We start from the raw sequence: 24422 nt of genomic DNA, 5'->3' as shown, positions 1-24422 counted from the left end.
GCGAACACCCGACCAGCTCGCACTTAACGCTCCCAAATCGCGTTTTGAATGCGATACCTGCCAGCCAGTTGGGCGCGGTTACTTGAGGAACAGCTGGCGCAGCCGAAGGGTGGTGAGCAGCATGCCGGCGGCGGTCATCGCCAGGTAGTAGCCGATGTGGATGGGTGTGGCCGCCGTGAAGGTGCCAACGCTGATCTGGCGCAGCAGTTCCACCCCGTGCCACAGCGGCATCGCCTGGATGAGCCACTGGATGGCCTCCGGGTACACGCTCAGCGGATAGAACGTGGCGCTGAACAGGAACATGGGAAGCAGGAGGAAATTAATCCAGTCCATCTGCTGGAACGTCTTCAGGAAACTGGTGATGCCCATCCCGATGCTGGCGAACCCAAACGCGATCAGCACCGAAGCGGGAACCATCAGCAGGGCCCAGGGTGTGGTGATCAGGCCCAGAACACCCATTACTGCGGTGAAACCCAGTGCATAGAGAAGGCCGCGGAGCAGGGCGAGGAAGATCTCGCCCAATGCCACGTCCAGGGGGCCAAGCGACGTGTACAGCATGCCCTGGTACAGCTTGGCGAAGTTCATCTTGAAGAACACGTTCCACGTGGAGTCGTAGATTGCACCGTTCATGGCGGAGACGGCCAGCAGTGCAGGGGCGATGTAGGCGGCGTAGCTGATCTCCCCTCCGCCCGGGCCCTGGACAGACCCCACGATGGCACCGAGCCCCACTCCCATGGAGACCAGGAACAGGACAGGTTCAAAGAATCCGGAGAGCATCACCAGCCAGTTGGTGCTCCTGGTGGCAAGGAGCCCGCGCGAAACCACGGCCCTGGCGTTGCGCGAATAAAGCGTCCCGAAGGTCCTGTTGCGGGCCTCGTCCGCGGCGTTCCTGACCGGCACTCCAGTGCTCATCGGCCCATCCTCAGGGCAAACTGCCGCCGCGTGAGGAACCAGCCAGCCACCGCAAGGCCTATGAGGACCACGGCATGCAGGAGGGTCAGCAACGGCGGTTCCCGGTATCCGTAAGTAAAAACGCGGCCCAGCTCCGTTCCGTGCCAGATCGGCGAAATCCAGCCAATCCACCGCACCGCCAGCGGCAGGGAGTCCAACGGAAAGAACGTCCCGGAGAACAGGAACAGCGGCATCACGATGAAGCGCATCACCAGGGCGAACTGGCCTTTGTCCTCAGTGATCGACGCTGAATAGGCCATCAGCGGCAAGCCAAAGGAAAGAGCCGCCAGCGTGGCCACCAGGATGCTCACCCATCCCCATCCGCCGGGTGCGGCACCAAACAAGGCAACAGCTGCGAAATACACAACCGACTGCAGCAGGAACCGAAGGGTCACGGCCATGATGTGGCCGGCGGCGATTTGTTGGGGCGTCAGCGGCGAGGCATGCGGCCCGTAGTAGGTCCGGCGCCACTTGAAGCCGCCCATCACCGGGAAAGTGAATTCATTGGCAGCCGTCATCACCGCGGCGGAAACCAGCAACGCCGGCGCCACAAACGTCACGTACCCCACTCCCCCGAAGGCCCCCGCGCCCCGGGCATCAACCAAGGTGGCCAGCCCAACGCCCATGGCGAACAGGTAGGCCACCGGATGGCCCACGCTGTACATCACGAGGGACCAGCTGTACCCCTTCATCACCCGGAGCACATGCTCCATGTAGTAGAAAGCACCCCAGCGCCGGGCCTTTGCCGCTGCTGCGGCAGGACCATGCGGGACGGGAAGGCCGCGCGTTGGGGAAGGCGCACCGGTCACGCCTGCCTTCTCAATCAACAAGGCTCCTGCCTGTCAGCCGAAGGAACACGTCTTCCAGCGAGGACCTGCGGACCAGCGACGTCAGCGGCCTCAGGCCGCGGGACGCCACCTGCTCAAGGGCGGACTCGCCGTCGTGCGCGTAAATCAGCACCCGGTCCGGCAGGACCTCCAGCCGCTCCCCGATGCCGTCCAGTTCCGAGGAGATGGTTGTGTTCCGCTCGGAACCGAAGCGCAGCTCCACCACCTCCCGGGTGGAGTGCTCGCGGATCAACTCCGCGGGTGAGCCTTCGGCCATGATGCGCCCCTTGTCCACCACGATGAGCCGGTCGCAGAGCTGCTCGGCCTCGTCCATGTAGTGGGTGGTGAGGATCAGCGTGACGCCCTGCTCCTTGAGCCGGAACAGGCGGTCCCAGAGGATGTGACGGGCCTGCGGGTCCAGGCCGGTGGTGGGTTCGTCCAGCAGCAGAATGCGTGGTTCGTTGATCAGCGAGCGCGCGATGGTCAGCCGCCGCTTCATGCCGCCGGACAGCGCATCCACCTTGGACTTCGCCTTGTCCGTCAGCTGCGCAAACTCCAGCAGCTCGTCCGCCTTTGGCTTCAGGTAACTCAGGGGCAGGCCGAAGTACCTGCCATACACCAGGAGGTTGTCGCGGACCCTGAGTTCCTCGTCCAGGTTGTCCTGCTGCGGCACCACTCCGAGGTGGGCGCGCACCTCCGGCCCGTGCACGTCCGGGTCCAGGCCCATGATCTGGAGGCTGCCGGCGGTGCGGCTGGTGACACCGCCGATCATCTTCATGGTGGTGGACTTGCCTGCACCGTTAGGCCCCAGCAGGCCAAAGGACTCCCCCGCCGGGACACTGAACGAAATTCCGTCCACTGCTGCGACGTCGCCGTACATTTTGGTCAGGCCCTCCGCCGCTATCACTGTCTGCTGCTTCATCGGGCTGCCGGCTGACGCGCTGGAGGACAGGATGGCTTCATTGTGCACTTCAGCAGACTAGTGGAGCACCCAGGTTCCTGCCAGCTCCTTAGCGGCCATGATCTGCCTGGTCGCCTCCACGCCGTCGCAGTCCGCATCCGGATGTCCGGCCAACCTGGAAGACGGCCACGGCGACCACAATGAAGGCGGTGGGCGGTCCCCGGAAACGGCGCTGCATGGTTTGAGCCTAGCCGCGGGCGGCCATACGGTCGTCGGCTTAAAGGCTGCTTAAAACGGCAGGGCGCGTACTCCGGCTGGAGTACGCGCCCTGCCGTTGCCTCGAGGGCCGGGTCTTTACGGCTGTGCCGCCTGGCGCTCCGCGGCTTCCACCACGTTGGTCATCAGCAGCGCCACCGTCATGGGACCGACTCCGCCCGGGTTCGGCGAGATCCAGCCCGCTACCTCTGCGGCGGCAGGATCGATGTCGCCGTGGACCTTGCTCTTGCCCGTCTCGGGGTCGGTTTCGCGGGTTACCCCGACGTCCAGCACGGCGGCGCCGGGCTTCACGTCGGCGGCCTTGACGATGTGCTTGGCACCCGCTGCGCCCACAATGACGTCCGCCTGCCGCAGCAGCTCCGAAAGGTTCGCGGTTCCGGTGTGGGTCAGGGTTACGGTGGCGTTCACGGCCCGCCGCGTCAGCAGCAGCCCGATTGACCGGCCGATGGTGACGCCGCGCCCCACCACGACAACATGCTTGCCGGCGAGGCTGTAGCCGTTGCGCTCCAGGAGCTCGATGACGCCCCGGGGAGTGCACGGCAGCGGCGAGGTGATCTCGCCGTTGACGTTGAGCACCAGGCGCCCAAGGTTGGTCGGGTGCAGCCCGTCAGCGTCCTTGGCGGGGTCGATGCGCTCGAGGATGGCGTCGGTGTCCAGGTGCTTGGGCAGCGGCAGCTGCACGATGTACCCATGGCAGGCAGGGTCCGCATTGAGTTCGTCAATGAGGTCCTCAACCTGGGCCTGGGTGGCATCCGCCGGAAGCTCACGCTGGATCGAGTTCATCCCGATCTCCTCGGACTGCCTGTGCTTCATGGACACATACAGCTGTGAAGCCGGGTCCGCACCCACCAGCACAGTGGCAATGCCGGGAATGATGCCACGTGCCTTCAGGGCCGCGACCCGCTCTGCCAGTTCGGACTTGATGGCGGCGGCTGCTGCCTTGCCGTCAAGGATCCGCGCAGTCTTGGTTTCACTCATGGATTACCACTGCTCATGCTGCGGGTACAGCGGGAAGTCGGCAGCGAGCTTGTCCACGCGGGCCTGCAGGGCCTCCACGTCGGCGCTGGTGCCGGCCTTCAAGGCGGTGGCGATGATCTCTGCCACTTCGGTGAATTCGGCAGCGCCGAAGCCGCGGGTGGCCAGGGCCGGGGTGCCGATCCGCAGGCCCGAGGTGACCATCGGCGGGCGGGGGTCGAACGGGACCGCGTTGCGGTTGACCGTAATGCCCACGGAGTGCAGGAGGTCCTCGGCCTGCTGGCCGTCCAGCTGCGAGTTACGGAGGTCAACCAGGACCAGGTGCACATCGGTTCCGCCGGTGAGGACGGAGACGCCGGCTTCTGCAACGTCGGCCTGGTTGAGGCGGTCAGCGATGATCTTCGCGCCTTCGAGGACGCGCTCCTGGCGCTCCTTGAATTCCTGGGTCCCGGCGATCTTGAAGGCCACGGCCTTCGCTGCGATGACGTGCATGAGCGGGCCGCCCTGCTGGCCCGGGAACACGTTGGAGTTCAGCTTCTTGGCCCACTCCTGCTTGGCCAGGATCACACCCGAGCGCGGACCGGCGAGGGTCTTGTGCACCGTGGAGGTGACCACGTCGGAATGCGGCACCGGGCTCGGGTGCAGTCCGGCGGCAACCAGGCCGGCGAAGTGTGCCATGTCGGTCCACAGCAGTGCGCCGACCTCATCGGCGATGGAGCGGAAGGCGGCGAAGTCCAGGTGGCGCGGGTAGGCGGACCAGCCGGCGATGATGACCTGCGGCTTCTCGGCGATGGCCTGCTCGCGGAGCTTGTCCATGTCGACGCGGAAGTTGTCTTCCTCCACCTGGTAGGCAGCCACGTTGTACAGCTTGCCGGAGAAGTTCAGCTTCATGCCGTGGGTCAGGTGGCCGCCGTGGGCCAGGGACAGGCCGAGGATCTTGTCGCCCGGGGTGATCATGGCGGACAGCGCTGCGGCATTGGCCTGTGCACCGGAGTGCGGCTGGACGTTGGCGTATTCTGCACCGAAAAGGGCCTTGACCCTGTCGATGGCCAGCTGCTCGGCAACGTCAACGTATTCGCAGCCGCCGTAGTAGCGGCGTCCCGGGTAACCCTCGGCGTACTTGTTGGTGAGGACGGACCCCTGGGCCTCCATCACGGCGCGGGGGGCGAAGTTTTCGGAAGCAATCATTTCCAGGGTGCCGCGCTGGCGGCCGAGCTCCTGGTCCAGGACTGCGGCGATTTCCGGGTCAAGCTCAGCCAGCGGCTGGTTGCTGACGGCGGTGGTTGAGGTGGCTGTAGTAGTCACGAAGAACTCCTGGCTGGGATACGGGCACTGCTTAGGTCAGGCTACCGGCTGGCGTACACCCGCACTGCCTTGTGACAGGGCGGAATAGACGCAGGCATGGCGCTGCAGTACTGACGCGAGTGCAGCCCCAAATCCGGCAAGACATGACCCTCGGCCCAGGCGTACGATCCGTGGTCTTCGTGATTGCCGCTCCCTGGTGGTTAGCCACCCAACGCCAGTTGCGACCTCCCCAGCCTACCAAACCCGCGCGGCCCTGCGCGGGTAGGCTTGTACGCGTGAATGAAGAGCAGCTGAACCAAGCGTACGTAGTAACCCTGTCCTGCCCGGACCGCCCGGGAATCGTCCATGCGGTGGCCGGCGCCCTGCTGGCGGCGGGGTGCAATATTACGGATTCGCAGCAGTACGGCAGCCCGGCCACGGGCAACTTCTTTATGCGTGTGGAGGTGACCACCCCGGTCCCGGCCTCCGAGTTGCGGGCAGCCCTGGAGCCGGTGGCCGGCGCGTTCGGCATGCAGTGGAGCCTGAACGCCGTGGGACAGAAGGTCCGCACCCTGGTGATGGCCAGCACCTCCGCCCACTGCCTCAACGACCTGTTGTTCCAGCAGCGTTCCGGGACCCTCCCCATTGAGATCCCTGCCATCGTGTCCAACCACCAGGACCTTGCGGGGCTGGCCGAGTTCTATGGCATCCCGTTCCACCACATCCCGGTCACCAGGGACACCAAAGTCCAGGCGGAGGACAAGCTCCGCGGCATCATCGCCGAGCACGATGTTGAGCTGACGGTCCTGGCCCGGTACATGCAGATCCTGTCGGACGAGCTCTGCACCGAACTCACCGGAAAAGCCATCAACATCCACCACTCCTTCCTGCCCTCCTTCAAAGGCGCCAAGCCGTACCACCAGGCGCATGCGCGCGGCGTGAAGCTGATCGGCGCCACGGCCCACTACGTGACGGCGGCCCTGGACGAGGGCCCCATCATCGAGCAGGAGGTCATCCGCGTGGACCACGCCCGCACCCCGGAACAATTCGTCCAGATGGGCCGGGACGTGGAGGGCCGCACCCTGGTCCAGGCAGTGCAGTGGCACGCCGAGCACCGGGTGCTGCTGGACGGCAACCGGACAGTCGTCTTCAACTAAGGGCTTTTACCAGGGCGTTTCAACAACGGGTGTCACCGGCCTCGGGGAGGTGTGATGGAACCGGACGACGGCGAGCGGCGCCTTGCCGACTTCTACAACCTTCGTGCCGCCTCCGGAGCCGACCACCCGCCGTCGCGCCCCCGCAGGGAGCAACGCGAACGATTCATCACGCTCCTCAAATCCGAGGGGCGCCGTTCCGTCCTGGAGATTGGCTCGGGAACCGGCCTGGACGGGCTGGGATTTGTGCAGGCCGGCATCCGTTACACGGGCGTGGACATCGCGGAAGGCCAGGTCCGGCGGGCGCGGAGCCGCGGCCTGGATGTCTCAGTGGCCAGCACCCGGCGGCTGCCCTTCCCGGACGGCTCGTTCCCGGCGCTGTGGTCGATGAGCACACTGCTGCACGTTCCCGCCAGTGATATCGATGCGGTGCTGGCCGAGCTGGTCCGCGTGGCCGCTCCCGGCGCGCCGGTCGCCGTCGGCCTGTGGTCCGGAGACGACGAAGAGGTACTGAACCCGGAGGACGACGTCGAACCCCGCTTCTTCAGCAGGCGCAGCGACGCAACGGTCCGGGAAGTCTTTGGCCGGCATGGAGCCATTGAAGACTTTGTGACGTGGCCCGAGGGAACCGGCGCCGAGTCCGGACCAGGAGCCGGGCACTGGACCCAGCACTACCAGTTCCTGCTCCTTCGCACCCCCAAGCCCCACTAGGTGGCGCTAACTGCCACTTTGAAGCTCCACACTGACACTTGGCATTACCCAGTTGGGCCGGGGAAGGATGGCCTAGGCTTGGCCCATGGCCCCTCTTTACACTTTCGCCGGGGGCACCCCGGCCGTCCATGATTCCGCTTTTGTTGCCCCCACCGCGTCCATCATCGGCAACGCCACCCTCGCCGCGGACTCCAGCGCCTTCTACGGCGTCTCCGTCCGCGCTGATACCGCTGCCATCTCGGTGGGCGCCGGCAGCAACCTGCAGGACAACGTGGTGCTGCACGCGGACCCCGGCTTCCCCTGCACAGTGGGCGAACGGGTCAGCGTGGGGCACGCCGCCGTCGTCCATGGCTGCACAGTGGAGGACGACTGCCTGATCGGTATGGGGGCGACAGTACTTAACGGCGCGGTGATCGGCGCCGGCTCGCTCGTGGCGGCCGGCGCCGTGGTGCTTGAGGGCACCGTCGTCCCGCCCCGCTCGCTGGTGGCAGGCGTCCCGGGCAAGGTCCGCCGCGAACTCACCGAAGAGGAGTACGACGGCGTCCGGGCCAACGCGGCGCGCTACGTCGAGTTGGCCGCAGCACACCGGGAGTTGCACGCTAGTCGAGGCTGATCGGTCCCATTTCGTCCAGCAGTTCGCCCGGTCCGGGGTTGGAAGGAGCCGAGGCGCCGCCGAGGTGGTTCAGCACTCCCCACACGGCGTTCAGGCCTGTGGTGACGGCACCTTCGGCCCAACCGGCGGTGAACGAAACGTCGTCGCCGGCCAGGAAGATGCCGCGCTGGGATTCGGGCAGTTTGTCCTGCTTGAAGTGGGTGAACAGCCGCTGCTGATAGCGGTAGTGCCCGGGCAGGTTGGCCTTGAAGGCGCCCATGAAATTGGGGTCGGCCTCCCAGGAGACGGTGATGGGCTGGCCCACGATATGCCCGGCGATGTCCACTCCGGGGTAGATCTGCTCGAGCGAATGCAGCATCAGTTCCACGCGTTCGTCCGCGTCCAGCGCGAGCCACTTCAGTGCGTCGTCGTTCCAGGTGTAGGAGAGCAGGATGACGGCGGGCTGGTCCGGGCCGTTGTCCAGCAGGTAGGTGGCGCGGTTGAGGCGGTCGGTCAGCGTCATCGAGAGCACCTCGTTGCCGGTGTCCGGGTCGATGTCCTTCCAGAACGGCCGGTCCACCATCACAAACGTCTTGGAGGACTGCATGTAGTGCGAGCGCTCGATGGCGGTCCACAGCTCCGCCGGGAACAGGGCCTCCTCGGTGTGGATCCGGGTGGACAGGAGCCAGGACTGGCAGGTGGTCACCACTGCCGGGTAGCTGGCCTCGCGGCCCCAGCGTTCGCGGATCCGCAGGTTGCCGTCGGGGTCGCGGCTGATCCGGCCCACGGCGCCGCGCGGCGAGCCGGAGTGCAGTGACGCCAGCGAAGTCCCTTCCGGCCAGTGGGCCATACCCGACGGCGCGTGCTGCCAGAGTGCCTCGGGCAGGCGCTGCGCTCCCCCGCGGATGAGCCGGTGCTGGTCATCAGCGTCCGTGTACACCACGCGAAGGATTTCGAGGATGGAGTTGGGGAAGTCGGTGTCCCAGCCGCCGGTGCCGAAACCCACCTGGCCGAAGGCTTCGCGGTGGGCAAAGCCCGCCTTCTTGAAGGAGTCGCTGGCGGCGATGAAGCCGTAGAACGTCTGCTCATCCATGAGAGGCAGCAGCTCGTTCCACAGTTCCTTGATCCTGGCGGTGTCCCGGGCTCGGATGGCCTGCTGCATTTCCGCAAATTTGGCCCCGTCATTTACCGCAGCCTTCCAGGCGTCCGCCACTTCCCGGAAGAACGGTGGCAGGTCGCTGGGTTTCTCCGCGTAGTGCTTCTGCCCTGCCAGCTCGATCACCGTGCTGGAGGTCGCCGGGGAGAGCGGGTTGGGAAACTCCTCGGTTTCCAGGCCCACCAGGTCCACATAGTGGTAGAACGCCTTGCCGGATTCCGGGAAGCGCATGCCGCCGAGGTCAGCCACCACGCCGGGCGCGGCCGGGAAGGAGGCGGTGCGGAGCCGGCCGCCAATCCGGTCGGCCTCGTACACTACGGGCCGCAGCCCCAGTTTCATCAGCTCGTAGGCAGTAACCAGGCCCGAAAGGCCCGCCCCGATGACGGCCACCTCGGTACCCAGCAGTTCGGGCGGCACCGACCCCAGGCCATCGGGATGGGCCAGGTAGTGGTCGTAGCTGAACGGGAAGTCCGGGTTCAGCATGGTGATGGGACCGGGGGCGGCTCCCCCGGCAGCCGGTGCGGCGGAGGGGGCTGCTGAGGTGCTGGACGGATCGGAGGCCGGCAGTTCGGTGGCGATGGTCATGGAAGTTCTGCCTTCGTCGGTTCGGGGTTTTGCGTGGTGGGAAGTGTCGGTCCGGACAGCTCACGGTATTCGTCGTTGCTCAGGGCGGCCACCCGGGAGTTGCGGCGTCCATAGCCAAAGTACGCGCCCACGCCCACCAACATCCAGAGCGCGAAGACCACCCAGGTCTCAGCCCCGAGGTTGGCCATCAGGTAGGCGCACATCGCGGCGCCGAGGATGGGGGTGAGCGGGAACAGGGGCACCCGGAACGTCCGTTCCAGCTCCGGGCGGGTGCGGCGGAGGTAGATCACAGCGAGGTTCACCAGGGCGAACGCAAAGAGCGTGCCGATGCTGGTGGCGTCCGCGAGGGCGCCCAGCGGCACCAGTCCGGCGGTGAGGGCCACGGCGGATCCCACCAGGAGCGTGCCTGCCACGGGGGTGCCGGTGCGGCGGGAGACGCGGCCGAACACCTGGGGAATGAGCCCGTCACGGGCCATGGACAGCAGGATGCGGGTCTGCCCGTAGAGCACCGTGAGGACGATGCTGGCGATGGCCAGCACGGCACCCACGGCGAAGACCAGGGCAATCCACGGCTGGCCGGTGATTTCCTCGAGTATTTTCACGAGGGCGGCCTCGGTTCCATCGAACCATCCCCACGGCCGGGCACCGATGGCGGCTACCGCAACCAGCACGTAGATGGTGGTGACGATCAGCATGGACAACATGATGGCTTTGGGCAGGTCGCGCTTGGGGTTGCGTGCTTCTTCACCTGCGGTGGAGGCGGCATCGAAGCCGATGTAGGAGAAAAACACCCGGGAGGCGGCGGCCGAGACACCGGCGGCACCCATCGGCAGCAGCGGTTCGAAGTTGCCGGCGTTGAATGCGGTGAGGGCCACGGCGCAGAAGAACAACAGGATGCCCACCTTCACCACCACGATCGCCGTGTTGATCCAGGCGCTTTCCTTGGCGCCGCGGACCAGGAGGACGGTGGCGAGCACCACGATGACCACTGCAGGAATGTTCACTAGCCCGCCGTCGCCGGGCGGTTGCGACATGGCGTCGGGAAGGACTGCGCCGAACACTGCGAGGGCTTCGTTGACGTACTGCCCCGCCCCTACCGCGACTGCGGCCACGGACACCGCATACTCCAGCACCAGGCACCAGCCGCAGATCCACGCCATGCCTTCGCCCATGGTGGCGTACGTGTAGGAGTAGCTGGAGCCGGCCACGGGCACCAGCCCTGCCATTTCCGCGTAGGACACAGCGGACAGGAGTGCGGCCAGGCCGGCGATGGCGAAGGAGATCCAGATGGCTGGTCCGGCCAGCGGTACGGATTCGCCCAGGATCACCAGGATGCCGGTGCCCAGGGTGGCGCCCACGGAGATCATGGTCAGTTGGAGGACACCGAAGCTTCGGACCAGGCGGGGGCCGCCGTTGGCGGTTTCCGCCTCGCTGACCATCTGCGCGATGGGCTTGCGGCGCAGGAGTTGGGCGCCCAGGCCGGGCCGGGCGGCCGGCCCGGCCTGGGTCCGGCCGGAGAGTGTAGGCACAGTCATCGTTGACGTCCGTTCTTATCGTTGGCTGCTTGAACTGGTTTCCCCTCATTCACAGTAGGGCTGTGAGCCGCATCTCACACGGTGCAAAGTGACCTATAGTGATCATTCATGAGACGTAATGCACCAGCGCCGGATGCGGTCCCGGATCAATTCGACGCCGTCACACTTGGACAGTTCCTGGATGCGCTGCCGGCTGGGGTCTCGGTGGTGTACGACGCCGGCAACCGCCATGTGCCCCTGCGTTGGGTGGAGCCGAGCGAGTTGGAGGACCCCACTCCATACCTGCTCGACGGCGAATTTGTCCTCACATCGGGCCTGCCGTTCCGGGTCGACGGGAAGGGCGCGGGACCTGGAGGCACGGACGTCAGCGGCAGTGCGTCACGGGCTGAGGAGTATGTCCGCCGGCTGGTGGATGCGGGTGTGGCTGCGCTGGGTTTCGGCCTGCAGCCCTATTACGACGCCGTGCCCGGGCACGTGCAGGCAGCGTGCCGGCAGCACGGGCTCACCCTGGTGGAGGTCCCGGCCAGTGTGCCGTTCGCCGCCCTGGGCCTGGAGTTCTCCAAACTGCTGGAATCCGGCAACGCCCAGGTTTTCAGGCAGCTTGCGGAGACCAACCGGCACCTGATGCGTGCGGTCCTCTCGGCACGGCCGGAGCACGAACTGCTGGCGGCACTGACACAGCGCGTGCCGGTGTGGGCGGTCCTTTTTGGCGCGGACGGACGCGTGCGCGCCCGGGCGGGTGCCGCCGTCGAACCTGCCCAACTTCAGCCCCTCCTCAAGAAGCTCCTCACCGGGAGCGGACCGCGGGTGGAAACTGAAACCTTCGATGCCCCTGGCTCAGCGATGGTGTTCGGCCATCCCCTGCGCAGCAGCAGGGACGCAACCTTGGGGAGCCTGGTTCTCGGCGCGGATAGATCATTGACCCCTGCGCAGAACAGCGTGGTCTCCTCCGTCGTGGGACTCCTGGAACTGCTGGTCCGCCAGCGCACCAGCGGATCCCTGGCCCCAAGCCAGCTCGCCACCGCCCTGCTGCTCCATCCCGAGACGCTGGCCGGGGGCAACACCCGCCAGCTGAACGGGCTGAAGGACCTGTTGGCGCAGAGCGTGGCAGGAACACGATCCAGCCAGGTCCGCGTGGTGCAGGGAGTGCGGGCGCCGGATGCGCCTGCCGCCGATGATGGGCCGGTCCGGGAACTGCTGCAGTGGCGGCGGCTGTTCGACAGCAAAATGGTGGAACTGACCGACTACGGCTTCACGGCAGTCACGCGGCTGAAGGTCGATGACCAACTGGTGGCCGAGGTGGAACAGCTGGGGTGGCGCCTGGTAGTAGGTGGGCCGGCGGAACTGTCCGGCCTTCCGGAGGCCTACCGACGCGTTTCATCGCTGCGGACCCGGGTTGTGGCCACGGGCAGAAGTCTTCGCGTCGAGGAAGTGACGTGGTCCGTGACCGGCCTGCTTGGCAGGGAAGCCGGCACCATGCTGGCAGCCAGGCTCCTGGCGCCGTTGCTTGAGCTGGAGCCCGAGCGCCGCCACGGACAGCTCCGCGTCCTGCGGTCCTGGCTGGCCGCGAATGGGAGTTGGGACGCCACAGCTAAAGAGCTGGGCCTGCACCGGAACAGCGTTCGCCGGCAGATCACTGCCATCGCCGAACTGCTGGATATGGACCTTGGCCAGGCCCAGACCCGCGCCGAGCTGTGGATTGCGCTGCAGTACGAGGAGCTCCTGCCCGCCGGGGACGCTCAGGAGTTCCAGGAGCGGTAAAGTTCCGGCCGCCGTTCGGCAAGGTAGGGCACCTTATTGCGGGCACGGGCGGCAGCATCGGGGTCAACCTCAGCGTAGATCAGCTCCGGTTCCTCGCCGGCTGCCCCCAGCAATGCGCCGTCAGGCCCGGCGATGACGCTGCCGCCGAGGAACCTGCATCCCTCTTCCACGCCGGAGTGGTTGGCGTAGGCGATGGTCAGCTGGCTTTCCAGCGCCCGTGCCCGCAGCAACACCTGGGGGACGTCGTCGAATCCGTGTGCCAGCGCCGTGGGAACCAGGAGCAGTTCTGCACCGGCCACGGCAGCGGCGCGCACCGCCTCAGGAAATTCGACGTCGTAGCAAATCACCATGGAGGTGGGAATCCCTTTGAAACGTACGACGGCGGGAGGCTGGGCTGCGGGGCTGAACGCCGCCCGTTCATCGGGGCCAAAGAGGTGCACTTTGTCGTAGGTGAGCACGCTGGTTCCGTCAGCCTCGAGAAGGGTTGCACTGATGTGCCACTCGCCCTGACCGGTAACCCGCGGAAGGCTGTACACCAGGCCGATCCGGTGGTGCCGGGCGATGCCGGCCAGCCTGGCGTGGAGCCCGGGCAGGACGGCGGGGTCCAGTTCGGCGCGGACGCGTCCGGGAGCGTAGCCGGTGGGAAAGAGTTCGGGAGTCAGCAGGACGTCCGCCCCTGCCGCGGCAGCCGCCTCTGCGGCTGCTTCAATGGCGGCACAGTTGGCATCCGTGTCCATCACAACAGCTCTTGCCTGCAGGAGTGCCAGCAACACTGCAGCCACCTTCCCTCGAAGTAACGGCCTACATGCGAGAAGGCCTGACATCAGACTAGCTACACCTGCGCGCCGGTCCCGAGGGCCATTTGCACCGCTGCTTCTCTCACAGCGGGCACATCGTCCTGTCCTCCATTTGGGGATTGCAAAGGCCCATTGCGTTAACTTCTTGACTACAAGAGTCCGAATGGGGCAATCTTGCAAGCATGCCCGCAACTTCGCGCTCAACGAGGAGCAAGCCTAAAAATCCCGGCTCCCAGTCCGCCCTTAGGCAACTGAACCAGCAACGCATCATCGAATCGTTGATGGGCGGCCCGTCCACTCAGGCTGAACTCGCACGGCAGACCGGATTGTCCACAGCCACGGTCTCCAACATCGTCAAAATCATGCTCGATTCGGGGCTCGCATCAACCGAGCCCATCACCAGTTCGGGCCGGCGGGCACTCAATGTCAGGCTCAACAGCAATGGGGCGGTGGCGGTAGGAATCGACTTCGGCCGCCGGCACCTCCGGGTGGTCCTGGCCTCACTGAGCTATCACGTCATCGCAGAGGAATCAGTCGCCCTGCCCCTTGGCCACCAGGCCGAGGAAGGCATCCAGGCCGCCGTGATCCTGCTCGAGAAACTCCTGCAGGAAAGCGGTGTTGCCCGCAGTGCAGTGGTCGGTGCCGGCGTGGGAATTCCCGGCCCCATCGACAGGCGTACAGGCACCGTTGCTCAAGGCGCCATCCTGCCGGAGTGGGTGGGCATCAACATCCTCCAGCACCTGGAAGAACGGCTGCAAATCCCCGTCTTTGTTGACAACGACGCCAATCTGGGGGCGTGGTCCGAAGTGACGTGGGGCCAGCACACCGGGGTGAGCAACCTGCTGTTTTTGAAGATCGGCTCCGGCATCGGGGCGGGCCTCATTCTGAACGGCGCGCCCTATTACGGCAACGTGGGAATCACGGGCGAGATCGGCCATGCCACCATTCATGAACAAGGGCTGGTGTGCCGCTGCGGCAACCGGGGCTGCCTGGAAACCATCGCATCCACCACTACCATGATCGAGCTCCTGAGCCGTGGCGAAGACCGGCCGCTCAGCCCTGCGGATATTGTCCGGAAGGCCCTGGCCCGTGACTCTGCGACACTCCGGGTGCTCGATGATGCAGGGCTGGCCGTGGGGCGCGCCCTGGGCAACGTTGCCAACCTGATCAACCCCGAGGTCATCGTGGTGGGCGGGCCACTGGCGGGCCTGGGCGACCTCTTCCTGGACCCCATCAAGCGAGGGCTGGTGCGCCATGCCGTCCCCGTCATCGGAGAGACCACCACCATCACGATGTCCTCCCTGGGGGACCGTGCCGAGGCGCTGGGAGCGGCCGCATTGGTGTTCCAGCACGCCGGAATCCGTAAGACCTAGACCGTTTTGTTATCCGGCATTTGCGTTAAAGACTTGACGACAACCGGAGTGATCCAGTTTACTTTTTCATCAGACGGCCCTGCGCTTTGCCGGCCGGACAAAGAAGTCATTGCATTGGAGGGTTAGGGCAATATGACGTCCCAGACCACGCAGACGGACCCGATCATCCTTGAGATGCGGTCCATCACCAAGGAATTCCCCGGCGTTAAAGCGTTGGATAACGTGAGCCTCCGGGTCAAGGCAGGCGAGATCCACGCCATCTGCGGCGAGAACGGCGCCGGCAAGTCCACCCTGATGAAGGTTCTCTCGGGCGTCTACCCGTATGGAAGCTACGACGGCGACATCGTCTACCAGGGCCAGGTCCAGCAGTTCAGGGATATCCGGGCCAGCGAGCACGCGGGCATTGTGATCATCCACCAGGAACTGGCGTTGATTCCGGAGCTCTCCATCATGGAGAACATCTTCCTGGGCAACGAGCCCACCAAGCGCGGCGTCATTGACTGGGCTGAAGCCCGGCTGCGGTCCCTGGACCTGCTGGCCCGGGTGGGCCTGCGCGATGACCCGGATACGCCCATCAAGGAAATCGGCGTCGGCAAGCAGCAGCTGGTGGAAATCGCCAAGGCACTGAACAAGTCCGTGAAGATCCTCATCCTGGACGAACCCACTGCGGCCCTGAACGAATCCGATTCCCAGCACCTGCTGGACCTGATGCTCGGCCTGAAGGCCAAGGGCATCACGTGCATCATCATTTCGCACAAGCTCAACGAAATCGAACAGATCGCCGACTCCATCACCATCATCCGCGACGGCAAGTCCATTGAGACCCTGGACGTCAAGGCTGACGGCGTGGACGAGGACCGCATCATCAAGGGCATGGTGGGCCGGACCCTGGAATCCCGGTTCCCGGACCACACACCGAAGATCGGCGAGGTCCTTTTCGAGGTCAAGGACTGGACTGTGGGCCATCCGCAGGTCCAGGACCGGCTGGTCTGCAAGAACTCCAGCTTCTTCGTCCGCCGCGGCGAGATCGTTGGTTTCGCGGGGCTGATGGGCGCCGGCCGTACCGAACTGGCCAGGTCCGTTTTCGGCCGCTCCTATGGTCGGTTCATCAGTGGCCACATTTACAAGGACGGCAAGGAAGTGGTCCTGAAAAACGTTCGCCAGGCCATCGATGCCGGCCTGGGCTACGTCACCGAGGACCGCAAGTCGTTGGGCCTCAACCTGCTTGATGACATCAAGACCACCACTGTCGCGGCAAACCTGCGGAAGATCAGCCGCAACTCAGTGGTGGACCCGAACCAGGAATTCACCGTGGCAGAGCAATACCGCAAGTCGCTGCGCACCAAGACCCCGTCGGTGGAGGAAGGCGTTGCCAAGCTCTCCGGCGGCAACCAGCAGAAGGTGGTCCTCGCCAAGTGGATGTTCACCGACCCGGACCTGCTGATCCTGGACGAACCGACCCGAGGCATTGACGTCGGCGCCAAATACGAGATCTACGGCATCATCCAGCAGCTGGCCAACCAGGGCAAGGGAGTGATCGTCATTTCCTCGGAGCTCCCCGAACTCCTGGGCCTGTCCGACCGTATCTACACCATCTTCGAAGGCGCCATCACCGGTGTCCTGACAAAAGAAGAGGCCAGCCAGGAAAGCCTGATGAAACTGATGACCTCCGCCCGCAAAGCAGAAGCCGCCTGACCCTCTGGATCATCCCAGAACCTTCCGGACACAAGGACTGACACAATGAACGCCCTCAAGAAGCTATTTGGCGGAAATACCCGCCAATTCGGCATGATCTTTGCCCTGGTGGCCCTGATCGTCTTCTTCCAGATCGCCACCAGCGGCCGGACCCTCACTCCCGGCAACGTCATCAACCTCTTCAACGGCAACTCCTACATCCTGATCCTGGCCATCGGCATGGTGCTGGTGATCATCGCCGGGCACATCGACCTCTCCGTCGGATCAGTGGCCGCGTTCGTTGGGGTTACCGTGGCCCTGGCCATCCGCGACTGGGGAATCCCGTGGTACGCCGGTGTGCTCCTTGGCCTGCTGCTCGGCGCACTAATCGGCGCATGGCAGGGCTGGTGGACAGCGTACGTCGGGATACCCGCCTTCATTGTCACCCTGGCGGGCATGCTGCTGTTCCGCGGCTTCAACCAGTTCGTGGGCAAGTCCAACACCATCCCGGTCCCCAACGACTTCCAGTACCTCGGTGCTGGTTACCTCCCCGAAGTAGGTCCCAACACCGGCTTCAACAACCTCACCCTGCTGCTGGGCATTGCCGCCGCTGCGTTCGTTGTGTGGGGCGAGCTGCGCTCCCGGGCACGCGCCAAAGCCCTTGGTGCTGAAGTGCCGGAAATGTGGGTCACGGCGCTGAAGCTGGTCCTGATCTGCGGCGCCATCCTCTACGCGACCTACCTGTTCGCCACGGGCCGCCCCGGCACGTCCTTCCCGATGCCGGGCCTGATCCTTGCCGTGCTCGTTCTGATCTACGGCTTCATCTCCTCCCGTACCATCCTCGGCCGGCACGTATACGCCGTGGGTGGCAACCGGCACGCAGCCGAACTTTCCGGTGTGCAGTCCAAGAAGGTCAACTTCCTGGTCATGATGAACATGTCCATCCTGGCCGGCCTGGCGGGCATGATCTTCGTGGGCCGTTCCACCGCCTCAGGCCCGTTCGACGGCGTGGGCTGGGAGCTTGACGCCATCGCGGCTGTCTTCATCGGCGGCGCCGCGGTTACCGGCGGTGTGGGCACGGTTGTCGGCTCCATTATCGGTGGCCTGGTGATGGCAGTGCTGAACAACGGCCTGCAGCTCCTCGGCGTCGGTGCCGACCTGACCCAGATCATCAAGGGCCTGGTGCTCCTGATCGCCGTCGCCTTCGACGTCTACAACAAGAGCCAGGGCAAGAGGTCGATCATCGGCCTGCTGACCCAGAACTTCAACCGTCCCTCCCCGGGCGGCCCCAGCAATCCGCTCCAGCCCGACGAGACCACCTCCACCAAGGAAGCTATCGCCAGGGAAGCCTGAGCTTGCAGCCTGAATAGCGTTACACCACTAAATAGAAAGAGAACCAACAATGCGAATGATTGGTAAAGCAGGAAAGGCCGCAGCGGTAGCTGCCATCGCAGCACTGGCGCTGACGGGCTGCGGCCGCTCGGAAACCCCCTCGGGCGGCGCCAGCGGAGAAGCAGGAGGATTCGAACAGAACTCCTCCATCGGCGTCGCACTCCCACAGAAGACCAGTGAAAACTGGGTTCTGGCTGAGAAGCTGTTCAATGACGGCCTCAACGGTGCCGGCTTCAAGGCTGACGTACAGTTCGCCAACGGTGGCGTGTCCGAGCAGCAGAACCAGATCAGCGCCATGGTCACCAAGGGCGCCAAGGTCATCATCGTCGGCGCCATCGACGGCTCGCAGCTGGGCACCCAGCTCAAGCAGGCCAAGGACTCCGGCGCCACCATCATCGCCTACGACCGCCTGCTGCTGAACACCGAGAACGTGGACTACTACGTGGCCTACGACAACTTCAAGGTGGGCGAACTCCAGGGCCAGGCGCTGCTGGAAGGCCTCAAAGCCAAGAAGCCCAGCGGCCCGTACAACATCGAGCTGTTCGCCGGTTCCCCCGACGATGCCAACGCCAAGGTCTTCTTCGACGGCGCCATGAGCGTCCTGAAGCCCAAGATCGACGACGGCACGCTGAAGGTCCTCTCCGGCCAGACCGGTTTCGAACAGGCAGTAACCCAGGGCTGGAAGGCTGAAAACGCCCAGCGCCGCGCAGATACCCTGCTGACCGGCAGCTACACCAGTGCTTCCCTGGACGGCGTCCTCTCCCCGAACGACACCCTGGCCCGTGCAGTCCTGACCTCCGTCAAGGCCGCCGGCAAGCCGCTTCCCGTCGTCACCGGGCAGGACTCCGAGGTTGAGTCCGTCAAATCCATCATGGCCGGCGAGCAGTACTCCACCATCAACAAGGACACCCGCAAGCTCGTTGAGCACGCCATCACCATGGTGAAGGACCTCCAGGCCGGCAAGACGCCTGAAATCAACGACAAGGACTCCTACAAGAACGGCGTCAAGACCGTTCCGGCCTACCTGCTGGAGCCGGTCATCGTTACCGCCGCCAATGTAAAGACCGCCTACACCGACGATCCGGTACTCGGCCCGATCACGAAGTAACTGATCATCGAGTAGTTTGATCGCCATTTAAGCGATCTGAGCAACAGCCCGGTCCCCCACCACGGGGACCGGGCTGTTCCATGCCTGCTGATTGCGCTCCTACCGCTTGACAGTCAGTACACCGGGACCGGTGAACTGAAGTGCATTCCGCCCGCCCGTAGCCGGCACGGCACTTCCTACTGCGCCCGTGACAAAGCTGTCAAGGGTTATTCACAGCTCAAGCACAGCTTTGGCCGCTCGCGCGCACAGGATGCCGGACGACAGTGGACCCGAAGCCAGCCTTTCGGCCGGAACCGGAACCATAGGAGTAACGTGAGCGTCCTTGCCCGCAGTGTAGGCAATGCCTTCAGAAACAAAATCCGCACGGCGGCAGTTGTTGCCGTGCTGGCGGTTGCGATTGGCCTGGCTTTGGCCATGCTGGTGGCCAACCAGGCCGTCGCAGCCAAAGTCCAGGAGCTCAACGCCTCTGTCGGAACCGTCCTGACCGTCAACCCCGCGGGCGGGCAGGGCTTTGAGGGCGGCGGCGAACCCCTTACAGCCGAGCAGGCTGCCGCCGCCGCCGCCGTTCCCAACGTCAGCGCCGTCGTCGGAACCCAGTCCCTCCGCCTCCGGAACGCCACCGAAGCTGCTGCACAGGCTGCCTCCGGAACCGGGGCCGGCCCGGGCGGCGGGCAGGGCGGTCCCGGCGGCCAGGCCTCGGCCACTCTCACCACCAGCCTCACCGCCGCCGTCGACGCCGGAACGCTCGGCGGACGCAACCAGGCGGCCAACGGCACCACGGGAAGCACAGGCACCACCACCCAGCCCGTCCGGTCACTGCCCATCACCGCCACGGGCATCGGCGCGGAGGTGGACACTACCGGCAAGGCACTGGCCATCACCGACGGCACGGGACTCGGTGACTACACCGCCGAGTCCACAAGTGCCCTGCTCGGCACCACGCTGGCCGAGAAGAACAGCCTCACCGTCGGGTCCGCCTTCACCATCAACGACCAGACCTACACGGTGGCCGGCCTGTTCGACGCCGGAACCACGTTCGGCAACAACGCTGTTTACGTCACGCTCCCCACGGCCCAGACCCTCGCCGGACTTCCGGGCGAGCTGGCCAGCATGATCGTGACGGTGGACTCGCTGGAAAACGTTGCATCCGCCAAGGCTGCCCTCGAAACGGCGCTCGGCACGGACAAGGCCGACGTGACCCAGGGGCAAAACCTTGAGACCGCATTGAGCTCGCTGGTTAGCGTCAAGAACATTTCGTTAATCGCCTTCATTGCAGCCCTCGGCACGGCCGGGCTGATCATCCTGCTGATCATGGTGATGCTGGTCCGCGAACGCCGCCGCGAAATCGGTGTCCTGAAAGCCATCGGCGCCCCCAACCGCACCATCGGCCTGCAGTTCGTCCTCGAAGCCCTGGTCCTCGCCGCCCTGGGCAGTGCCTTGGGCGCGGCCATCGCCTCCTTTGCCAGCGGCGGGATCGCTTCGGCCCTGATCAGCAGCAGCAGCACCAGCACGACCGCGACTCCCACCACGGGCCGCGGGGCCGCCATGGCCGGGGCTGCCGGAGGCGCCGGCTTACCAGGCGGCGGTTTACCAGGCGGCCAGGGAGGACCCTTCGGCGGGGCAGCCCAGCTCGTCACCTCCGTCACGGCCAGCGCATCCCCCGGCGTGATCGCGGCGGGCGTTGGCGCTGTCTTCGGCGTCGCCATCATCGGCGCGCTGGTCCCGGCGCTGCTCACTGCGCGCATCCGTCCCATCGAAGTCCTGCGAGGAGAATAGCCATGATTGAAGTCAAGAACCTGGTCCGCACTTTCAACTCCGGCGACCGCACCATCAAACCGGTCAACGACGTCAGCTTCGAACTGGAGCAGGGCACCCTCGCCTCCATCGTCGGAAAGAGCGGCAGCGGCAAAAGCACCCTGTTGTCCCTCCTCGGTGCCTTGGACAAACCCACCAGCGGGGACGTCGTGGTCAATGGAGTCAGCCTCGCCCGCATGCCCGATGCGAGGCTCACCGAGTACCGGCGGCGCGACATCGGATTTGTGTTTCAGCAATTCAACCTGATCCCCAACCTCTCGGCAGTGGATAACGTGATGCTGCCGATGGAGTTCGCGGGCATGCGTAAAGCCGCCCGGCTGCAGCGCGCCAAGGACCTGCTGGTGCAGGTCCAGCTGGATCCGGAGAAGCATGACCGGCGGATCAACCGGCTCTCCGGCGGCGAGCAGCAGCGCGTGGCCATCGCCCGGGCACTGGCGAACGAGCCCAAGCTCATCCTCGCCGACGAACCCACGGGAAACCTCGACGAGCAGACCGGCGATCACATCATCGAACTCCTCAGCTCGCTCAGCCGGGACCACAACACCACTATCCTCGTGGTCACGCACGATCGCGCCCTGGCCAACAAAACGGACCGACGGTTCCGCCTCCAGCAGGGCAAGCTGACCGAGGAACCGGTGCGCAGGCCGGTGGCAGCCGCCTCCGCCTAACGGCGTGCACTGAACCGCCGGCCGGAGGCCTCCTTCCGCCCCCGGCCGGCGCCTCCCCCACACACCCGCTCACCAGCGGCCGCCCATCCCCCCCAACCCGGGCTCACTAGTGGCCGTCAATCCGCCAACCGAGGCTCACGCCTGTGACAGGATTGCTCCATGAGCGCGCCTATCGCCAAGCCGTGGCTGTCCAACCAATCCGACCCAGACCCCCGGTCCGCGACAGGAAAGCCCCTCCGCTGGGGGATCATCGCAACCGGCGGGATAGCGCGTTCGGTCTCGCAAGACCTTGCGCTGCTGGGTGACGCGGAGCTTTACGCCGTCAGTTCCCGGGCACAGGACACCGCTGACGCCTTTGCCGTGGCCTACGATTTTGCCAAGGCCTACGGGGACGACGGCGGTGTGCCCGGCTACGAGCGGCTGCTCGCCGATGAGGCGGTGGACGTCGTCTATGTGGCAACGCCCCACGCGCAGCATTACGAAATCGTCCTGGCGGCGCTTAACGCGGGCAAACACGTCCTTTGCGAAAAGGCCTTCACCATCAACGCACGGGAGGCCGCTGAGCTCGTCGACCTCGCCAGGAACCGCAAGCTCTTCCTCATGGAGGCTGTCTGGGCACGGTTCCTGCCGGGCATGCAGAGGGCGTTCGAGATCGCTGCTTCCGGAGAAATCGGTGAGGTCCACTGGGTCACCGCCGACCTCGGGTTTCCGGCTCCGTACTCACCCACTGCGCGGCTTTGGGCGAGGCAGGACGGCGGCGGCGCACTGCTGGATCTTTCGGTCTATCCTCTGCTCTGGGCACTCGGAACCCTTGGATTCCCGCAAAAGGTCAGCGCCACGGGATTTGTCAATGACGACGGCGTGGACGCCCAAAATGCCATGACGCTCGGATACAACCACGGTGCACAGGCTCAGCTGACATCTTCTTTGCTCGCACATGGTCCGCGGACGGCCACCGTTGCCGGCAGCAAGGGCTTCCTGCAAAGCATCGGTTCGATCAATAATCCGCGTGAACTGGTAGTTGGATCCGGATGGGACGAACGACGTATAGAGTCCTTCGACGTTGTGGGACGTGGATATACGTACGAGCTGCGCGAAGTGACCCGTTGCATTCAGCAGGGTCTCACCGAGAGCCCTGTAATGCCGTTGGAAGACACCTTGAACACCATGCGGCTTTTCGATGGGGTGCGGGCCCAGCTCGGGGTCAGCTACCTCAACGACGAACGGCCAGTCCGCTGACACGGCTGTAAATAACAGCAGCAGTACGTCAAAGCCATGACAGTCTTCCCGGACCACGTGATGGTGCAAAGGAAAATCCCCCTCCATTAGTCAATTTCTTTGCTGAATCGCCTAGACTCCTGAAAAAATCCGTCTTACGCTATAGGCATCGTCGATTGCAACGGCACTGGGGGTGGTACGCATGGCTAACGCTCGTTCTCCATGGCGTGCCCTGCGGCCGGTATTCCTCGCCGGCGCGGCAACCCTCACTTGGCTGACGTTCTCGTCGCCGGCCGCTTCCGCTGACCCCCTGCCGGACACATCGTCCCTGCTTGGCGGCGTGACCAGCTCTTTGTCTTCCGTGACGGACGCCCTTGCCAGCCCTGCATCAGCTGTTCCTGCTCCACATCCCGCTGCCGCGCCGCCCGTCGGCCTGCTTCAGCCCGTAGTGGGCCATGTTTCTAGCTCGGCCGACAACATCGTTTCGGCCGTCCCGGTAGTGAACCAGGTGGTTCCTGTCGGTAGCGTGACGGCTGTCGTTGCTCCGGTCGCCGAGATTGCGGATGGAGCAACTGCAGCAGTTGTAGACGTTGTGGTGCCACCGATTGCCGAGTCCCTCCCGGTGCTTGAACCAGTCCTGGAACCCGTTTCAGATCTGGTGACAGGCACCGCACCGCTGCCGGATGGGCTTCCCGAACTGCCCCTCGCGGCGGCCGATGAAGACGTTCCGGCACCTGTCGCCGATGTCCTCGCGGAGGCTTCCGCCAACGTCGAAACTGCTCCGGCGGAGACTTTGGAACCCTCCGGACCATCCCTTGGCGATACGCCGAATCCGGCCACTTCCCCGGATAGTTCCGGTGTCCTCGCGGTAACTTCTGGGCCTCTTTGGGCGGCACCCCACGTCTCTGACTTCAGCGATGAGCGGCCAAGCGAGGCAGATCCTTCGCCCGCCCCTGCCCAGGCTCCTGCTGTCCCTGGCTCCGGCACGGGAAGCGGAACCGCCCCCGCAGGCTCCCCAGGTTCGGCTGCATGGCTGAGCCCCTTCACCTTTGACCTTCCCCTTTCCGGTGCTGTCCGCGCCGTTGAATCCCCTGAACATGCCCCTGCGCCGGTGTCATTCGACCCCGGTTCTTCTCCCGACTAGTTGAGACCCGTCTGCCCTCTTGCGGCAGAACGAGGCCATCCGGGTTGCTGACAAGCGCCCCTACTCAACTTTCTCAGGAGATATCACCATGAGTTCCAACCTTCGCAGGGGGATGCTCGGCACCCTCTTTGCCGGCGGGCTTTTAGCCCTCAGCTGCACCGCGGCAAATGCCGCGGACACTACCAGCGGATCGGACCTATCCGCATCCGCCCTCGTCTCGGCGGCGGCGTCCGTTGACTCGGCATCGTTGGACCTGCTGGGTGGCCCAACGCCGTCGGACACAACGGCCGTCGCCGCCGTAGTGGATGCCGCGGTTAATCTCGGCACCACGACAGGTACCGGTGGGACCATCAGCCCCGACCTCGCTGCAGCAGCAGCTGTGGACCTCGGCCTCGGCACCACCATCGCCAACGGAACCGACACCGCAACCGCCGACCTCGCCGCCGCAGCAGACGTAGCAGTGGACCTCGGCACCACAACAGGGACCGGCGAAACCACCAGCCCCGACCTCGCTGCAGCAGCCGC

Annotated in this window: 20 protein-coding genes, 1 pseudogene and 1 riboswitch; of the genes and pseudogenes, 13 read left to right on the top strand and 8 right to left on the bottom strand. The window is 65.2% G+C overall.

What is annotated here, in order from left to right:
• Positions 1-78 precede the first annotated feature (78 nt).
• The 5 genes from AC5RVY_RS10895 to glyA all read right to left on the bottom strand — a co-directional run bounded on the left by AC5RVY_RS10895 (position 79) and on the right by glyA (position 5235).
• Positions 79-912, bottom strand: a complete 834-nt coding sequence (locus tag AC5RVY_RS10895; RefSeq protein ID WP_493954730.1) for an ABC transporter permease — start codon at positions 910-912, stop codon at positions 79-81.
• Positions 909-1760 carry an ABC transporter permease gene (locus tag AC5RVY_RS10890; RefSeq protein WP_493955047.1) on the bottom strand — a complete coding sequence of 284 codons (852 nt, stop codon included), beginning with the start codon at positions 1758-1760 and terminating at the stop codon, positions 909-911. The genes AC5RVY_RS10895 and AC5RVY_RS10890 overlap by 4 nt, the downstream gene beginning before the upstream one ends.
• A gap of 10 nt (positions 1761-1770) precedes the next feature.
• The gene (locus tag AC5RVY_RS10885; RefSeq protein ID WP_493955046.1) at positions 1771-2700 is read right to left on the bottom strand and encodes an ABC transporter ATP-binding protein; all 930 of its coding nucleotides are present in this window, start codon (positions 2698-2700) and stop codon (positions 1771-1773) included.
• Positions 2701-3033: 333 nt separating this feature from the next.
• The gene (locus AC5RVY_RS10880) at positions 3034-3933 is read right to left on the bottom strand and encodes a bifunctional methylenetetrahydrofolate dehydrogenase/methenyltetrahydrofolate cyclohydrolase (protein ID WP_493954729.1); all 900 of its coding nucleotides are present in this window, start codon (positions 3931-3933) and stop codon (positions 3034-3036) included.
• A gap of 3 nt (positions 3934-3936) precedes the next feature.
• Positions 3937-5235, bottom strand: a complete 1299-nt coding sequence (gene glyA, locus AC5RVY_RS10875) for a serine hydroxymethyltransferase (protein WP_493954728.1) — start codon at positions 5233-5235, stop codon at positions 3937-3939.
• Positions 5236-5381: 146 nt separating this feature from the next.
• Positions 5382-5467: riboswitch (ZMP/ZTP riboswitch) on the bottom strand.
• A gap of 43 nt (positions 5468-5510) precedes the next feature.
• Here glyA and purU point away from each other — a divergent pair.
• The 3 genes from purU to AC5RVY_RS10860 all read left to right on the top strand — a co-directional run bounded on the left by purU (position 5511) and on the right by AC5RVY_RS10860 (position 7692).
• Positions 5511-6371, top strand: coding sequence for a formyltetrahydrofolate deformylase (purU, locus tag AC5RVY_RS10870; protein WP_493954727.1), 861 nt, complete (start codon positions 5511-5513; stop codon positions 6369-6371).
• A 54-nt stretch (positions 6372-6425) separates the two neighbouring features.
• On the top strand, positions 6426-7079 hold the full coding sequence (locus AC5RVY_RS10865; protein WP_493954726.1) for a class I SAM-dependent methyltransferase: 654 nt from the start codon (positions 6426-6428) through the stop codon (positions 7077-7079).
• A gap of 85 nt (positions 7080-7164) precedes the next feature.
• Positions 7165-7692: a gamma carbonic anhydrase family protein gene (locus AC5RVY_RS10860; RefSeq protein WP_493954725.1), complete on the top strand. Its 528-nt coding sequence runs from the start codon at positions 7165-7167 to the stop codon at positions 7690-7692.
• Here the strand turns inward: AC5RVY_RS10860 and AC5RVY_RS10855 are convergent.
• Both AC5RVY_RS10855 and AC5RVY_RS10850 read right to left on the bottom strand, forming a co-directional pair.
• Positions 7679-9412 (bottom strand): flavin monoamine oxidase family protein, encoded by a 1734-nt coding sequence (locus tag AC5RVY_RS10855; protein ID WP_493954724.1) that lies wholly within the window; start codon positions 9410-9412, stop codon positions 7679-7681. The genes AC5RVY_RS10860 and AC5RVY_RS10855 overlap by 14 nt on opposite strands.
• Positions 9409-10947, bottom strand: a complete 1539-nt coding sequence (locus tag AC5RVY_RS10850; RefSeq protein ID WP_493954723.1) for an amino acid permease — start codon at positions 10945-10947, stop codon at positions 9409-9411. The genes AC5RVY_RS10855 and AC5RVY_RS10850 overlap by 4 nt, the downstream gene beginning before the upstream one ends.
• Before the next feature lie 108 nt (positions 10948-11055).
• Between AC5RVY_RS10850 and AC5RVY_RS10845 the strand changes: the two genes are divergently transcribed.
• Positions 11056-12708, top strand: coding sequence for a PucR family transcriptional regulator (locus AC5RVY_RS10845; RefSeq protein ID WP_493954722.1), 1653 nt, complete (start codon positions 11056-11058; stop codon positions 12706-12708).
• Here the strand turns inward: AC5RVY_RS10845 and AC5RVY_RS10840 are convergent.
• Positions 12687-13481 carry a nitrilase-related carbon-nitrogen hydrolase gene (locus AC5RVY_RS10840; RefSeq protein ID WP_493954721.1) on the bottom strand — a complete coding sequence of 265 codons (795 nt, stop codon included), beginning with the start codon at positions 13479-13481 and terminating at the stop codon, positions 12687-12689. The genes AC5RVY_RS10845 and AC5RVY_RS10840 overlap by 22 nt on opposite strands.
• A 206-nt stretch (positions 13482-13687) precedes the next feature.
• Here AC5RVY_RS10840 and AC5RVY_RS10835 point away from each other — a divergent pair, with 206 nt between their 5' ends.
• The 9 genes and pseudogenes from AC5RVY_RS10835 to AC5RVY_RS10795 all read left to right on the top strand — a co-directional run.
• A complete protein-coding gene (locus AC5RVY_RS10835; protein ID WP_493954720.1) occupies positions 13688-14878 on the top strand; it encodes an ROK family transcriptional regulator in 1191 nt (396 codons plus the stop codon).
• 132 nt (positions 14879-15010) lie between these two features.
• Entirely contained in the window at positions 15011-16573 is a 1563-nt protein-coding gene (gene mmsA, locus AC5RVY_RS10830) for a multiple monosaccharide ABC transporter ATP-binding protein (RefSeq protein ID WP_493954719.1), read from the top strand.
• 45 nt (positions 16574-16618) lie between these two features.
• Positions 16619-17905: a multiple monosaccharide ABC transporter permease gene (gene mmsB, locus AC5RVY_RS10825; protein WP_493954718.1), complete on the top strand. Its 1287-nt coding sequence runs from the start codon at positions 16619-16621 to the stop codon at positions 17903-17905.
• A gap of 49 nt (positions 17906-17954) precedes the next feature.
• Positions 17955-19052 (top strand): substrate-binding domain-containing protein, encoded by a 1098-nt coding sequence (locus tag AC5RVY_RS10820; protein WP_493954717.1) that lies wholly within the window; start codon positions 17955-17957, stop codon positions 19050-19052.
• Between the two features lie 312 nt (positions 19053-19364).
• Complete coding sequence (locus AC5RVY_RS10815; protein WP_493954716.1) at positions 19365-20828, top strand: ABC transporter permease; 1464 nt, start codon at positions 19365-19367, stop codon at positions 20826-20828.
• A gap of 2 nt (positions 20829-20830) precedes the next feature.
• The gene (locus tag AC5RVY_RS10810; RefSeq protein WP_493954715.1) at positions 20831-21535 is read left to right on the top strand and encodes an ABC transporter ATP-binding protein; all 705 of its coding nucleotides are present in this window, start codon (positions 20831-20833) and stop codon (positions 21533-21535) included.
• A 159-nt stretch (positions 21536-21694) separates the two neighbouring features.
• Positions 21695-22774: a Gfo/Idh/MocA family protein gene (locus AC5RVY_RS10805; protein WP_493954714.1), complete on the top strand. Its 1080-nt coding sequence runs from the start codon at positions 21695-21697 to the stop codon at positions 22772-22774.
• 181 nt (positions 22775-22955) lie between these two features.
• Positions 22956-23897, top strand: coding sequence for a hypothetical protein (locus tag AC5RVY_RS10800; protein WP_493954713.1), 942 nt, complete (start codon positions 22956-22958; stop codon positions 23895-23897).
• Positions 23898-23985: 88 nt separating this feature from the next.
• Positions 23986-24422: pseudogene (locus tag AC5RVY_RS10795) on the top strand (hypothetical protein); the annotation flags it as partial.

It is taken from the genome of Arthrobacter sp. Ha26 (assembly GCF_059091705.1).
This window is presented reverse-complemented; position numbering and strand designations above follow the sequence as displayed.